This is a genomic window from Nonomuraea angiospora (assembly GCF_014873145.1).
GTDB classification, from domain to species: domain Bacteria; phylum Actinomycetota; class Actinomycetes; order Streptosporangiales; family Streptosporangiaceae; genus Nonomuraea; species Nonomuraea angiospora.
The window spans coordinates 6,220,956-6,234,682 of the sequence record NZ_JADBEK010000001.1 but is presented as its reverse complement, the minus strand read 5'-3'; the positions used below and the strand labels follow the sequence as shown (position 1 = coordinate 6,234,682).

Genomic DNA, 13,727 nt, shown 5'->3' with positions numbered 1-13,727 from the left:
GGTGTGCGGCCGTGCCGTGCGGAGTCCTGCCCGGGTATCCGGGCGCGCATTCAACCAGGGAGCCGGTTTGGTTCTTGCGGGGGAAAGCACGCATGATGCACCTGTGCCGACTCTCAGCGACCTCGTAGCCCGCCACACCGCCCTCGACGAGGCGGATCTCGACTGGCTGCACTCGCTGGTCTCCGACTGGCAGCTGCTGGCCGACCTGTCGTTCGCCGATCTCATCCTGTGGGCGCCGCTGCTGGGGGAGAGCGGCTGGATCGCGATCGCGCAGATGCGCCCGACCACCGGCCCCACCGTCTACCACGACGACATCGTCGGCAGCGTCGCCGCCAAGGGCGAGCGCCACCTCATCGACACCGCCTGGAACGAGCGGCGCATCTGCCGCGAGGGCGATCCCGACTGGTCCACGGGCGTCCCGGTGCGCGAGGAGACCATCCCCGTGCGGCGGACCGTCGACGGCGGCGAGGGCCGGTTCCTGGCCGTGATCCAGCGCTCCACGAACCTCTCCTCCGCCCGCACCCCGTCGCGCCTGGAGCTGACCTACCTCCAGAGCGCCTCCGACCTGGCGCAGATGGTGGCCGAGGGCCGCTTCCCGTTCTCGGGCGAGGAGCCGATCCTGGTGCGCTCGCCGCGCGTCGGCGACGGCCTGCTGCGCCTCGACCGGGCCGGGCGCGTCACCTACGCCTCGCCGAACGCCCTGTCCGCCTACCGGCGGCTCGGCCTGCACGCCGACCTGGTCGGGGCCGAGCTGGGCCGGGTCACCGCGACGCTCTGCTACTCCGACGAGCCGATCAACGAAGATCTCATGATCGTGGCCAGCGGGCGCGCGGCCAAGGAGACCGAGGTCGAGTCGGGCGGCACGATCGTGCAGCTCAGGGCCATCCCGCTGATCGTCGGCGGCGGCCGCATCGGCGCGCTCGTGCTCATCAGGGACGTGACGGAGCTGCGCCGCCGCGAGCGCGAGCTGATGACCAAGGACGCCACGATCCGCGAGATCCACCACCGGGTGAAGAACAACCTGCAGACCGTGGCCGCGCTGCTGCGCCTGCAGGCCAGGCGCCTGCAGGTGCCGGAGGGCCGGGAGGCGCTGGAGGAGGCGGTGCGCCGGGTCGGGTCGATCGCGATCGTGCACGAGACGCTGTCCCACGCACCCGAGGAGTTCGTGGACTTCGACGAGATCGCCGACCGGGTGTTCGCGATGGCGGGGGAGGTGTCGGCCGCGGAGGTGGCCGTCACGCCGCGCCGCGTCGGGGGCTTCGGCGTGCTGCCCTCGCTCATCGCCACGCCGCTGGCCATGGCGCTGACCGAGCTGTTGCAGAACGCGATGCAGCACGGGCGGCCCAAGCGGCTCGAAGTGGTGGTCGAACCCGAGCCCGACCGGCTGAACGTCACGGTGTGGGACGACGGCCGCGGGCTTCCAACCGGCTTCGACCTCGACACCTCCACCAGCCTGGGGCTGCAGATCGTCCGCACGCTGGTCGAGGGGGAGCTTTCCGGCAGGCTCTCGATCGAGCCGCGGCTCGAAGGGGGCACGGAGGTCACGCTGTCGATCCCGCTCCCGGCGGCCTGATCCCGGTCCGTACGCGTCCGTCGGGGTTCGACGGGAGTACGGGGGCTCGGCGCGTCGGGTGCGGGCATGTCGAACGGCGGCGGTGCGTCGGCCGGGGTGACGGCTTGGGGCCGGCGCCTCCGGCGGGTGGCGCGGCGGTCGGCGGCGACGCATCGGGGCGGGGAGTGCGGCGGCGCGCGAGCCGATCGGGGCTCGGGCGACGCGGGGTCAGATGGTGGTGGAGATCAGATGACGGTGGTGGGTCAGGCGGTGAGGCGGGCGCGGTGGCGAGCGGTGCGGCGCTTGAGAGCGCGGCGCTCGTCCTCGCTGAGGCCGCCCCAGACGCCGGCGTCCTGCCCGGACTCCAGCGCCCACTTCAGGCAGGCTTCGACGGCCGAGCAGGAACGGCAGACCTGCTTGGCTTCTTCGATCTGCATGAGTGCCGGGCCGGTGTTGCCGATCGGGAAGAACAGCTCGGGGTCCACGTCACGGCAGGCAGCTCGGTGGCGCCAGTCCATGCGTCCACTCCTTAGTAGATGGAGCCTCTGGTCGGCTCCGTGCGGCTACTACTTTGTGAAGAGTTTCACTAACTCGCGCGAACAATGCCCCGGACCTGTGTGGACCCGGGATTGCCCGCTGACACTCGGAGAACCTTGGGGTTGTTAAAGGTCCTACGTTCCGACGTCAGTCTTGAGACTGTCAGCCACGCTGAGTGCACGCAAGAGGGTTGACGGGAAGTTTTGGGTGTTATGGCTGTCGGATGCGTCACACAATGACCGAATGTAACCGCCTAGACCAAAACTTGTAACGCGTTCGGTGTAGACCGGAACGTCACGGTTTCGTATTCGCCCAGGTAGTCCCCGTCCAGTTGGAAGGCCACGGGGCGTTCCGCGGTGAGCGTGAACTCGGCCTCGTCGTGCAGTTGCACGAGGTGCCGGCCGCCCGGAAGGGCGTCACTCTCCGTGAGAATCTGTCGGATCAATGGCACGAGTGACGTCGGTCCCATCCGGCGCAGCCCGAGGAGGTCGAGCCCGGTCTCGAAGCTCGCCCACGGGGTCGGGTGGACGGGCCTGCTGCCGACGTACGTCCATGGCGAGGTGTTGGAGATGATCGCCATGAACAGCCCGCGGGCCGTCGGTATCCCCGGACCGGTCAGGGTCATCGCTGGATGGCGCTTGTCCGTGGCCAGATAGTGCCGTAGAGCGGTGTTCACGTACCGTGCAGGCGTGGCTTTGCGGCCGGTCCCCCTGAGGCCTTCCACGGCCCGTACAACCTCTGCGTCGTAGCCCATGCCGGAGCAGAAGGTGAAGTAGCGGCTCTGGCCCTCCCATAGGGCCTGCCCCAAACCCACGGTCCTGCGCCGGCCGTCCCTGATCGCCTCCAGCACCGCGCCCGTGGACTCCACCGGGTCGTTCGGCAGCCCCAGCGCGCGGGCGAACACGTTCGCGCTGCCCCCGGGGATGACGACCAGCGCGGGCCGGCCCTCGCTGCCGGGCGGGACGTGGTCGGTGCCGTTGACCGGGTTGAGCAGGCCGTTCACGGTCTCGTTGATCGTCCCGTCGCCGCCGAGCACCGCCACGACGTCGTATCCCTTGGCCCGGGCGGTGGCGGCCAGCGCCGCGGCGTGCCCGCGGTAGCGGGTCTCCTCGACCGACAGTTCCACCGCCGCGCCGAGCGCGCGGATCAGCACGTCACGCGTACGGGCGTTCGTGGTGGTGGCCTTGGGATTCACCAAGAGCATGGCGCGCATATCGCCAGCGTATCCGCTGGACTTGTGGGCGATATCGGCCGAACGTCCTATTTCTCGGACCGGGTGACCCGAGGGGTAGGGTACGGGCGTGAATCGTCGTCCGGTCACCCTCGTCATCGCCGCCGCCATCGTCGCCCTGGAAGGCCTGGTGGCGCTCGGGCTCGGCGTCTTCGTGGCCGTGGAGACCCTCATCAGCACCCCGGCCAACCTGACCACCGCCATCGCCGAGTCGGCGTTCGGCGTGCTGGTCGGAGCGGGGCTGCTCTGGGTGGCGTGGGGCGGGCTGTTCAGGATGGAACGGTGGGGGCGTTCGCCCGGCGTCCTGACGCAGATCTTCATGGTGCCGATCTCCGTCACGCTCATCCAGTCAGGCCAGCCCCAGCTCGGGATCCCGCTGATCGTGATCGCGGTGGCGGGGTTGGCGACGCTGCTGGCGCCGCCCACCACGCACGCCCTCTACGGAGACGGCTAGTCCCCGGCTAGTCTTCGGCGGTCAGACCCTCGCGCAGCTGCGCGAGGGTGCGGGCCAGCAGGCGCGAGACGTGCATCTGCGAGATGCCCAGCTCGGTGGCGATCTGCGACTGCGTCATGTTGCCGAAGAAGCGCAACAACAGGATGCGCTTCTCCCGCGGCGGCAGCCGTTCGAGCAGCGGTTTCAGCGACTCGCGGTATTCGACGCCTTCGAGCGACTCGTCCACGATGCCGAGCGAGTCGGACACCGCGGGGGCGTCGTCGTCGCCGGAGTCGGGCGCGTCGAGCGACACGGTCGAGTAGGCGTTGGCCGACTCGAGGCCCTCGAGCACCTCCTCCTCGGTCATCTTCAGGTAGGAGGCCAGCTCGGCGACCGTCGGCGCGCGGCCCTCGCGCTGCGAGAGATCGCTTATCGCCTTGGTCAGCGAGAGCTTCAGCTCCTGCAGCCGGCGCGGGACGCGGACCGCCCAGCCCTTGTCGCGGAAATGGCGCTTGATCTCGCCGACGATCGTGGGCGTGGCGTACGTGGAGAACTCCACGCCGCGGTTGAGGTCGAACCGGTCGATGGACTTGATCAGGCCGATGGTGGCGACCTGGGTCAGGTCGTCGAGCCACTCGCCCCTGTTCCGAAAGCGGCGGGCCAGGTATTCGACCAGGGGAAGGTGAAGCTCGACCAGCTCGTCTCTGATGCGCTGGCGGCGCGGCTCCTCGGGGCCCAGCTCGGCCAGCTCGGCGAAGAGCATGCGGGCACGCACCCGGTCGGGCACGGCGTGTTCGCTGGTGGCCATGGCTCCAGTCCTTTCCGTCACGCCGGCCTCGCTGCGCCTCGGCGCTTACGCAGGACGATAGCCATGCGATCTGGGGAGTCGGTCACCGCGTCGACGTCGTCGGCCAAGGCGGTCAGCACCATCCAGGCGAAGTCATCGCGTTTGGGCGCGGAGCTGCCGACCGTGGCCACTTCGACCCTGACCTGCATCTCATGCCCGGTCAGCTCGAACTCGGCGGTGAGGTCGGTGCCGGGCACCGCCTCGCTCAGCAGCATGGCGCACGCCTCGTCGACCGCGATCCGCAGATCCTCGATCTCGTCGAGCGTGAAGTCCAGCCGCGCCGCCAGCCCGGCGGTAGCCGTACGCAGCACAGACAGGTAGGCACTGGCGGCGGGGAGCCTGATGCTCACCACGTCGCGGATGCCGGCCACGCCCTCCGCGCGCGTCTCGGTTTCCTCGGTCACGTTCCTCCTCGCGTTTCCGACGCCAACTGCAACTTACCGCCCCTGGGAGGTGCTTGGACGATTCAGACTCGCCATCAACGGAAAAGGCTCTGCACGGCTGCTGCCGTGCAGAGCCTTATGTGCCGTTTTAGGCGGCCTTGGTCTCCCAGAAGATCTTGGAGATCTCGTCGATCTTGCCCAGCAGGTCCTCGGCCTTGGAGACGTCGACCGTGCCCTTGGCGCCGGCGGCGCCCGCGAGCTTGGTGGCGTCCCAGAAGAGCTGGTGAAGCTGAGGGTACTGCTCCAGGTGCGGCGGCTTGAAGTAGTCGGTCCACAGCACCCACAGGTGGTGCTTGACCAGCTCGGCCCGCTCCTCCTTGATGGTCAGCGCGCGGGCGCGGAAGACCGCGTCCTCGTTGGCCGCGTACTTTTCCATGATCGCCTTGACCGACTCGGCCTCGATGCGGGCCTGGGCGGGGTCGTAGACCCCACAGGGCAGGTCGCAGTGTGCGGAAGCGACATGCTTGGGTCGTAGCAGTCGTGCGAGCATCAGAAAGTCCTTCCTTGATGCTGAATCAGCTTGGTCCACAACCGACCTTACTCGGGTCCCAACGCCTGCGGAGTAGGGGGTCACAGCCCATGAGAGTGCGTGTCGAGGGCGATTCGATGCGGCCCGCGCTGGTTCCCGGCGACTGGCTCCTCGTACGCCGGGGCGCCACCGTCCACCCGGGAGACCTCGTGGTGGCGAGACTTCCCGGCGATCCCCAGCAGCTCATCGTGAAACGGGCGCAATGGCACGGACAGGACGGATGGTGGCTGGAGAGCGACAACCAGCGGGCCAGCGGGCGGCGTGACAGCTGGGACTTCGGGCCGGTCCACGACATCGTGGGCCGGGTCGTGCTGCGTTACTGGCCCCTCCTGCGGCGGCGTTAGGCGGCGTCAGGAGCCGTTGCGCCGGCGGGCGCGGAAGGCGGCGACGTTCGCGCGGCTGGCGCAGCGGGAGGAGCAGTAGCGGCGCGAACGGTTGGACGAGGTGTCCAGGAACGCCTTCCCGCAGCGCTGCTCCTGGCACCGGCCGAGCCGGTCCGCGCCCAGCTCCGCCACGACCGCGGCCAGGCCCATCACGGCGCCGGCGGCGGAGTCCTCGGCCAGGTGGAGGTGCCAGCCCGCGCCGTCGTGGTCGGTGAGCTGGGGGCGTACGGGATAGCGCACGAGCAGGGCGTTGAGCCGCGCCGCCACGGCCCGTTCGTCGTCGGCCTCGTCGAAGGCGGCGGCCAGCTCGGCGCGCAGCGGCCTCAGCTCCGGCGGCGGGTCAGGGTCGTTGACCAGCCGGACGGCCCACTCGGCGTAAGAGGTGAGGTCCATGCGGGTGTATTACATCACGGGGCCCGCCGATCGGGGCCGGGTCTTCCGGCGGGGAGTGCGGTCAGGCGCGGCTGAGAAGGCGCTTCCGGGGCTGTCGGCGCCGCCGGGTAGAGAGGGCTTTTCCCGGCGCTTCGGAGCGTTGGGGCGGCGCTTCAGGGCGATGCGCGGCGGTGCCGGGTCCGGTGGGCGGGGCGCTTCGTACCGGGCCTGGGAAGGGGGTACGGGTGGCTGCGCCCCGCCGTGCTGCCGGACCTCAATCCTCGGGGTGCAGGACCCGGTGGAGGAAGGCGCGCGTGCGTTCCTGCTGCGGGTCGCCGATCACCTGCGCCGGCTCGCCGTCCTCGACGATCACGCCGCCGTCCATGAACACCACCCGGTCGGCCACCTGCCGCGCGAACCCCATCTCATGGGTGACCACGAGCATGGTCATGCCCTCCTCCGCCAGCTTCCGCATGACAGTGAGCACGTCGCCCACCAGCTCGGGGTCGAGCGCCGAGGTGGGTTCGTCGAACAGCATCAGATCGGGGTTCATGGCCAGCGCCCTGGCGATCGCCACCCGCTGCTGCTGGCCGCCCGAAAGCTGCGCCGGGTAGGCGTCGCACTTGGCGCCGACACCGACTTTGTCCAGGTTCTCCCTGGCGACGACTTCGGCTTCCTTCTTGCCCCGCTTCAGCACCCGCTGCTGGGCGATCATCACGTTCTGCAGCGCGGTCATGTGCGGGAACAGGTTGAACTGCTGGAAGACCATGCCGATGCGGCGGCGTACGGCGTCGATGTCCACGTCGGGGTCGGTGAGCTCGACGCCCTCCACGAACACCTTGCCCTTGGTGGGCACCTCCAGCAGGTTCACGCAGCGCAGCAGGGTGGACTTGCCGGAGCCCGACGGGCCGATGACGCAGACCACCTGGCCGGGGTCGACGGTCATGTGGATGCCCTTGAGCACCTCGTTCTTGCCGAAGTGCTTGTGCAGGTCCGCGATCTCGATCGCGTGCGTCATCGGTTCCTCCCCTTACGTCCCTCCAGCCGGGTCGCCAGATATCCCAGCGGGATCGTGACGATCAGGTACGTCAGACCGGAGACCATGATGGGCGTGGCGTTGGAGTGCTGGGAGGCCAGGTCGTTGCCGAACTTGGCGAGCTCGACATACTCGCTGGACACGCCGAGGAACAGCACCAGCGAGGAGTCCTTGAGCAGGGCCACGAACTGGTTGGTGGTCGGCGGGATGACCATGCGGAGGGCTTGCGGGATCACCACGGTGAACTGGGCGCGGGTGGCCGACATGCCCAGCGATCTGGCGGCCTCGACCTGCCCCTTGGGCACGGCCTGCAGCCCCGCGCGGAACACCTCCGCCTGGTAGGCCGCGCCGATCGCCCCGAGCCCGAGGGCGACCTGGCCGTATGTACCGAAAGGCACCTCGAAGCCCGGCAGCGCCAGTGGCAAGAAGGTGATCATGATGAAGATCAGCAGCGCGGGCAGGCCACGGAAGATCTCGATGTAGACGATCGCGATCCACCGGTAGGGCCGGACCGGCGACAGCCGCATGAGCGCGAGCAGCAGTCCCACGAGGAAGGCGAGGACGAATCCGGTGACCGTGTAGATGACCGTGTTGCGCAGCGCGATGGTGAACAGTTCCGGCAGCGTCTGCTTCGCCACGTCGGGCTTGGCGAAGTTCTGTGCGAGGCTGCCCCAGTCCGCGTACAGGACAAGGAGGACGAGCACGACGACCAGGACGGCATATTGGATGCCGCGGCTGATCTGCTGCTTCTTCCGAGGGCTGAGCCCGGCGCGCGCGGGCTCAGCCGTCTTCGGCTGGTCGGCCATGGATCAGCCCAGCTCGCCGGGCTTCTTGCCGAACCACTTCACGTAGATCTTCTCGTAGGTGCCGTCTTGCTTGGCCTTGGCGATCTCTTCATTGATCGTCTTGAGCAGCACCGGGTCGGCGTTCTTCTTCAGGCCGAGGCCGTACTGCTCGCCGGTGTCCAGGCTGCCGATCAGCTCGAACTTCGCGGCGATCTCCGGCTTCTTCAGCCAGGTGAGGACCACGGGGAGGTCCTGGACGATCACGTCGGCCTGGCCGGCCTGCAGGGCCAGCAGCTCCTTGGCGGAGTCGGCGTACTCCGTCGGGTCGAAGCCCTGCTTCTTGACGTAGTCGAGGCCCGTGGTGCTGGCCTGGGCGCCCAGCTTGAGGTTCTTGGCCTTGACGTCGGCCAGCGACGTCGCCCCCGTGCCCTTCTTGGCGAGCAACGCCTGGGTGGCGTCGAAGTAGGGCTCGGAGAAGTCGATGTTCGCCTTGCGCTCCGGCGTGATCGTCATGCCGGCGGCGGCCAGGTCGCACTTCTTCGCCGCCATGGCGGCACCGCTCTTGATCACGGCGAAGTCGATGTCCACGATCTCCTGGGTCACGCCCAGCTTCTTCGCGACCAGGTCGACGATGTCCACGTCGAACCCGACGATCTTGCCGCTCGCGTCCTTGAACTGGAACGGCTCGTACGGGATGTTCGTGCAGACCGTGAGCTTGCCAGGAGCCACCAGCTGGACGCCGCCGGCCGCGGAGGCGCTCGCGCTGGTGGTGGCGGAGCTCGAGCTGTTGCCGCCGCTCCCGCACGCGGTCAGCGCCACAGCGGCGGTCAACGCGAGCACGCCGGCGGCATAGCCACGGCGGCCCTTGGGACTGAGGGCCATGTACGGCCTCCTCAAAGTGAAAAGCCAGGAAACTTGCGTTTTGTGCAGTTTAAATGGGGTTTCGCACCGGTCCGTCATCAGACATTTAACGATGCGTCAACGGAACGGCGTCGGCACTGACACCGACTCCATCTCACCATGTGGCACGATAGGGAGACGGGTGACCCCCGTACCCCTCTGAGACGACCGACGAGGGGATCCTGGCAGCTACCGAGGCCAGCCCGCTCGCGCTCGCCCGCCGAAGGTTTCTTCCGCTCCCGATGACTACAGGGGTCGCTGTGGCTGTCACGCCCGCTTCTGCTTCCGTTTCCGTCGAGAAACTCGATCTCGACCCGGCCTTCGCGCTGCACCGCGGGGGCAAGCTCGAGGTCCGCTCCACCGTTCCCGTCCGCGACGCGGACGACCTCTCCCTCGCCTACACGCCCGGCGTCGCCCGGGTCTGCACCGCCATCGCCGAGACGCCCGCGCTGGTCAACGACTACACCTGGGTCTCCAACGTGGTCGCCGTCGTCTCCGACGGCACCGCCGTGCTCGGCCTCGGCGACATCGGCCCCTCGGCCGCCATGCCGGTCATGGAGGGCAAGGCGCTGCTGTTCAAGCAGTTCGCGAACGTCGACGCCGTCCCCATCTGCCTCGACTGCACCGACGTCGACGCCCTCGTCGAGACCGTCGTGCGCCTCGCGCCGTCGTTCGGCGGCATCAACCTCGAGGACATCAGCGCCCCGCGCTGCTTCGAGGTCGAGGACCGGCTCCGCGGGTTGCTCGACATCCCCGTCTTCCACGACGACCAGCACGGCACCGCCATCGTGGTGCTCGCCGCGCTCCAGAACGCCGCCCGCCTGACCGGGCGCTCGCTCGGCGACCTGCGCGCCGTCGTGGCCGGCGCGGGCGCGTCCGGCGTCGCCGTCTCCCGCATCCTCCTGGAGGCGGGCATCGGCGACATCGCGGTCGCCGACTCCAAGGGCATGATCTACGCGGGCCGCGAGGGGCTCAACCCCGTCAAGGAGGCCCTCGCCCGCGACACCAACCGCGCCGGCCACACCGGCTCGACGGAGGACGCGCTCGCGGGCGCGGACGTGTTCGTCGGGCTGTCCGGGTCCACCGTGTCCGAGGCGGCCATCGCCTCCATGGCGCCCGACTCCATCGTCTTCGCCCTGTCCAACCCCACCCCCGAGGTCCACCCCGAGGCGGCCGCCCGGCACGCCAAGGTCGTGGCCACCGGCCGCTCCGACTTCCCCAACCAGATCAACAACGTGCTGGCCTTCCCCGGCGTCTTCAGGGGCGCCCTCGACGTGCGCGCGTCCGCCATCACCGAGAACATGAAGGTGGCCGCCGCCAACGCGCTGGCCGGCGTCGTCGGCGACGACCTCTCGCCGACGTACGTCATCCCGAGCCCGTTCGACGAGCGCGTCGCTCCCGCCGTGACCGCCGCGGTCGCGGCCCAGGCCCGCGCGGACGGCGTCGCCCGCGTCTGACCTCTTCGTACGGGGGCCTCCGTGGATCACGGAGGCCCCCGTTTCGTCGTGCAGTTGGGGGTCTCTTTGAGAACTGCCCTAAAACCTTTACTCAAGGTGCTATAACAGTAGCTCTCTGTAAGGTGTGGGCGCCCAACTCCTGTGACGAGGAGAGCGATGGAACGCGAGCCGAACCGACTGCTTCAGCAACTCATCGCGGAAGCGGGCTTCTCCCACAAAGGACTGGCCAGGTGCCTGAACGATTGGGGAGCCGCCCGTGGCACTCCGGGCCTCAAATACGACCACAGCTCCGTGTTGCGCTGGATCGGTGGTCAGAGGCCGCGTGACCCGGTGCCCGGCCTGCTCGCTGAGATCTTCGCGATGCGGCTGGGCCGACCGGTTACCTCGGAAGACCTGGGCATGCCGGCGATCCTCACTCCCCTCGATCTCGGGCAGGAGTTCACGCACACGTGGCAGGAGGGGGTCGCGACCGTGACTGCGCTATGGCGGGCCGACGTGGAGAGACGGAGGTTCCTGATCGACTCCACCTTCGCGATAGGAGCGGGCTCCGTGGGAGCCATCCGCTGGCTGACGTCCCCACCCGGGGGACAGCTGAGCGGCACGGGCGGGCGGCGGGTGGGCCGCGCCGACATCGCCGCCATCCACGAGGTCACCCGATCGTTCGGTGAGCTCGACAACCGTTTCGGCAGCGGCCGGGTCCGCTCGTCCGTGGTCAAATATCTGGACACCGCCGTCTCGCCGCTGCTCAAGGACGGCCTGTACGGCGAGTCCACCGGCCGCCGGCTGGCCGCCGCGGCCGCCGAGCTGACCCGCCTGGCCGGCTGGATGGCGTACGACATGGAGCAGCACGGTCTCGCCCAGCGCTACCTCATCCAGGCGCTCCGCCTGGCCAGGAGCGCCGACGACCACACTCTGGGCGGCGAGATCCTGGCCGGCATGGCCCACCAGGCCATCTACATGGGCCAGCACTCCCACGCCCTCGACCTGGCCCGGTCCGCCCAGCTGGCGGCCCGCCGCGCCGGCGTGCACACGCTCCTGGCCTCCGCGCACGTCCTGGAGGCCCACGCCCACGCCGGTCTGGGCGACGTCCGCTCCTGCGGGGTCGCCCTGCACGAGGCGGAGTGCGCCTTCGACGCCCGCAAGCCCGACGACGAGCCCGTCTGGCTCAGCTACTTCGACGAGGCCTACCTGTCGGCGAAGTTCGCCCACTGCTTCCGTGACCTGGGGGAGGGGGAGCGGGCCGTGCGACAGGCCCGGCGCTCGCTCGACATGGACTCCCGCTACGTCCGAGGGCGGATGTTCAACCTCTCGCTGCTGGCCGCCGGGCTGCTGCAGTGCGGGGAGCTGGAGGAGGCGTGCTCGGTCGCGGGCACCGCCTTCGCGCTGGCGGGGGAGCTGCAGTCGACCCGGTCGCGGTCGTACGCGGCCGACCTGCGGCGGCGGTTGGAGCCGTACAAGAACGAGCGGGCCGTGCTGGCGCTGCGCGAACGGACGCGGGAGCTCGCGCCGGTATGACGCGAAACGGCCCGGGTGCTGGTCACCCGGGCCGTTTTCGTGCTGCCGTCTACTGGAGAAGCTCGCCGTTCGGGCCGACGATCTTCTTGGTCTCCGCGTAGTTGGCCTTGTTGTACACGTCGGCCACCTCACCGTCGAAGATCGCCGAGCTGATGTAGTCGACCCGGCCGTTGCCGTCGTTGTCGTGGAACAGGCTGGTCACGCCGTTGACGTAGCCGGTGCGCTTGTTGTTGTCGTACTTGATGAGCCAGGGGCCGCCGTCGGCGCCGCCGGTCATGGAGCACTTGAGCAACTGGTGCGTCTCGACCCTGAAGGTGTTGACCTGGTAGCTCTTGGTGGCGGTCTTGCCGGAGCACCACTTCGGCGTCACACCGCTGAACGGGCGGTCGCCGTCGGGGTGCGGGGCCGAGGGGTAGCCGAAGGCGGTCACCTGCTGGCCGAGGGGCTGGTTCCAGGCCACGCCCTGCCCGCCGACGACGTCACCGAGCCGGCCCATGTCCTTGGCGATGCCGAGGATGTAGTGGTCACGGAAGTAGCGGATCGTCTTGCCGGTCTTGACCCACTGCTTGAGGTAGTAGTGGCTCTCGTACCAGGCGATCTCGTTGCCGTTCTTGTCCTTGTCGACCTCGAGCCAGCCGAGGAACTTGCCGTCGGACTTCTCGGCCACGAGCTTCTTGTAGGTCTCCAGGGAGATGGGGGTCCGCTCGACCTTCTCGTACTGCTCGCCGTTCGCGCGGTCGGCGGTGTCCTTGGGAGCGGCTTCGTAGGCGGCCTTGGTGACCTCGACCTTCGTCAGGGTCTTGGCTCCGGTGTAGTCGTGGCCGACCTTCTCAGGCGTGAGATCGAAGTCCTTGGACCAGTACGGCCCGAGCGGCCCGTACTTGGCGAAGTTGAGGTCGAACTCGTCCTTCTTGATCTCCTCGTGCTCGACCCACTTGTCACCGCCCCACTTGATGAACTCGCTCCTGGTGACCTCCTTGCGGGCGGCCAGGGTGAAGCCGTTGTGCACCGCGACGAACGCGAAGTCGCCGTCGTAGTCGTCGTAGGTGTCCAGGTCGTACGCGGTGAAGGCGTAGGCGCCCACGTAAACACCCCAGGGGGCCTTGCCCTGGTAGTAGCCGGGCACGAAGATCCACTTGTCGTAGACGTCGTCCTTGCCGTTCGCGAAGACGCAGTGGCCCGCGGTGGCGACCAGGTTGCGGTTCCTGGACTGGATGGACGTCGCCGAGCACCAGCGGTAGTTGCCGGACTTGTCGAGGAAGAACACCTTGCCGATGGTCTTGGGCAGGTTGACGTTCTTGGACACCGTCGCCTTGGCGGTGGTGGTCGGGCCGGTCATGCCCGGCTTGCCGTCAGGGGCGCCGTTGCTGCCCCCCGACACCAGCTTGGAGACTTTCTTGACATCCAGGTTGTACTGGGTGGCCTTGCGCAGGGCGGCTCCGTTGGAGTCGAGCCAGAAGTCCGCGGCACCGTACGCGTCGGCGGGCTTCGGCAGGAGATTGTCGGTGGCCCAGCTCGGTGCGGCGGTGGCTGGGACGGCGAGCGCGGCGGCACTCAGGCAGGCGGCGGCTAGGGGGACGAGCAGGCGCTTCACGGGAGGCTCCACAGTTGTCAAAAGGCGTGTAAAGACCCTATCGACCCGTTAGTCACTCTGGTAAGGGGAATTGCCAGATTTCTCAGCAAAAAGGCCGAAGGGCCCGGCAGGAT

At 68.8% G+C, this 13,727-nt stretch carries 15 protein-coding genes; 5 read left to right on the top strand and 10 right to left on the bottom strand.

Annotated features, from left to right (window positions below; genetic code table 11):
- The first annotated feature begins 103 nt into the window (after positions 1-103).
- On the top strand, positions 104-1,573 hold the full coding sequence (locus H4W80_RS28055; protein WP_192787820.1) for a histidine kinase N-terminal domain-containing protein: 1,470 nt from the start codon (positions 104-106) through the stop codon (positions 1,571-1,573).
- A 242-nt stretch (positions 1,574-1,815) separates the two neighbouring features.
- Here H4W80_RS28055 and H4W80_RS28050 read toward each other — a convergent pair whose 3' ends face one another.
- A complete protein-coding gene (locus H4W80_RS28050) occupies positions 1,816-2,070 on the bottom strand; it encodes a WhiB family transcriptional regulator (RefSeq protein ID WP_185068358.1) in 255 nt (84 codons plus the stop codon).
- 272 nt (positions 2,071-2,342) lie between these two features.
- A complete protein-coding gene (locus tag H4W80_RS28045) occupies positions 2,343-3,302 on the bottom strand; it encodes a diacylglycerol/lipid kinase family protein (protein WP_192787819.1) in 960 nt (319 codons plus the stop codon).
- A gap of 88 nt (positions 3,303-3,390) precedes the next feature.
- Here H4W80_RS28045 and H4W80_RS28040 point away from each other — a divergent pair, with 88 nt between their 5' ends.
- On the top strand, positions 3,391-3,774 hold the full coding sequence (locus H4W80_RS28040) for a hypothetical protein (protein ID WP_192787818.1): 384 nt from the start codon (positions 3,391-3,393) through the stop codon (positions 3,772-3,774).
- Positions 3,775-3,781: 7 nt separating this feature from the next.
- Here H4W80_RS28040 and H4W80_RS28035 read toward each other — a convergent pair whose 3' ends face one another.
- The 3 genes from H4W80_RS28035 to sodN all read right to left on the bottom strand — a co-directional run bounded on the left by H4W80_RS28035 (position 3,782) and on the right by sodN (position 5,533).
- Positions 3,782-4,561 (bottom strand): RNA polymerase sigma factor SigF, encoded by a 780-nt coding sequence (locus H4W80_RS28035; protein WP_176573444.1) that lies wholly within the window; start codon positions 4,559-4,561, stop codon positions 3,782-3,784.
- A gap of 17 nt (positions 4,562-4,578) precedes the next feature.
- Entirely contained in the window at positions 4,579-5,004 is a 426-nt protein-coding gene (locus tag H4W80_RS28030) for an ATP-binding protein (RefSeq protein WP_127936220.1), read from the bottom strand.
- Positions 5,005-5,131: 127 nt separating this feature from the next.
- The gene (sodN, locus tag H4W80_RS28025) at positions 5,132-5,533 is read right to left on the bottom strand and encodes a superoxide dismutase, Ni (protein ID WP_221519206.1); all 402 of its coding nucleotides are present in this window, start codon (positions 5,531-5,533) and stop codon (positions 5,132-5,134) included.
- A 17-nt stretch (positions 5,534-5,550) separates the two neighbouring features.
- Here sodN and H4W80_RS28020 point away from each other — a divergent pair, with 17 nt between their 5' ends.
- A complete protein-coding gene (locus H4W80_RS28020; RefSeq protein ID WP_225963703.1) occupies positions 5,551-5,916 on the top strand; it encodes a S24 family peptidase in 366 nt (121 codons plus the stop codon).
- Between the two features lie 6 nt (positions 5,917-5,922).
- Here H4W80_RS28020 and H4W80_RS28015 read toward each other — a convergent pair whose 3' ends face one another.
- From H4W80_RS28015 to H4W80_RS28000, 4 genes are all read right to left on the bottom strand, one after another.
- The gene (locus tag H4W80_RS28015; RefSeq protein WP_192787816.1) at positions 5,923-6,348 is read right to left on the bottom strand and encodes a CGNR zinc finger domain-containing protein; all 426 of its coding nucleotides are present in this window, start codon (positions 6,346-6,348) and stop codon (positions 5,923-5,925) included.
- 253 nt (positions 6,349-6,601) lie between these two features.
- The gene (locus H4W80_RS28010; RefSeq protein ID WP_192787815.1) at positions 6,602-7,345 is read right to left on the bottom strand and encodes an amino acid ABC transporter ATP-binding protein; all 744 of its coding nucleotides are present in this window, start codon (positions 7,343-7,345) and stop codon (positions 6,602-6,604) included.
- Positions 7,342-8,169, bottom strand: a complete 828-nt coding sequence (locus H4W80_RS28005) for an amino acid ABC transporter permease (RefSeq protein WP_192787814.1) — start codon at positions 8,167-8,169, stop codon at positions 7,342-7,344. The genes H4W80_RS28010 and H4W80_RS28005 overlap by 4 nt, the downstream gene beginning before the upstream one ends.
- A 3-nt stretch (positions 8,170-8,172) precedes the next feature.
- Positions 8,173-9,030, bottom strand: a complete 858-nt coding sequence (locus tag H4W80_RS28000; protein WP_192787813.1) for an ABC transporter substrate-binding protein — start codon at positions 9,028-9,030, stop codon at positions 8,173-8,175.
- Positions 9,031-9,290: 260 nt separating this feature from the next.
- Here H4W80_RS28000 and H4W80_RS27995 point away from each other — a divergent pair, with 260 nt between their 5' ends.
- Together H4W80_RS27995 and H4W80_RS27990 are read left to right on the top strand one after the other, a co-directional pair.
- On the top strand, positions 9,291-10,505 hold the full coding sequence (locus H4W80_RS27995; protein WP_378526209.1) for an NAD(P)-dependent malic enzyme: 1,215 nt from the start codon (positions 9,291-9,293) through the stop codon (positions 10,503-10,505).
- Between the two features lie 291 nt (positions 10,506-10,796).
- Positions 10,797-12,020: an NsdA family TPR-like regulatory protein gene (locus tag H4W80_RS27990; RefSeq protein ID WP_318787090.1), complete on the top strand. Its 1,224-nt coding sequence runs from the start codon at positions 10,797-10,799 to the stop codon at positions 12,018-12,020.
- A gap of 49 nt (positions 12,021-12,069) precedes the next feature.
- On the opposite strand, the gene H4W80_RS27985 is transcribed toward H4W80_RS27990, so the two are convergent.
- Complete coding sequence (locus tag H4W80_RS27985) at positions 12,070-13,614, bottom strand: trypsin-like serine peptidase (RefSeq protein WP_192787811.1); 1,545 nt, start codon at positions 13,612-13,614, stop codon at positions 12,070-12,072.
- Between the last annotated feature and the right edge of the window lie 113 nt (positions 13,615-13,727).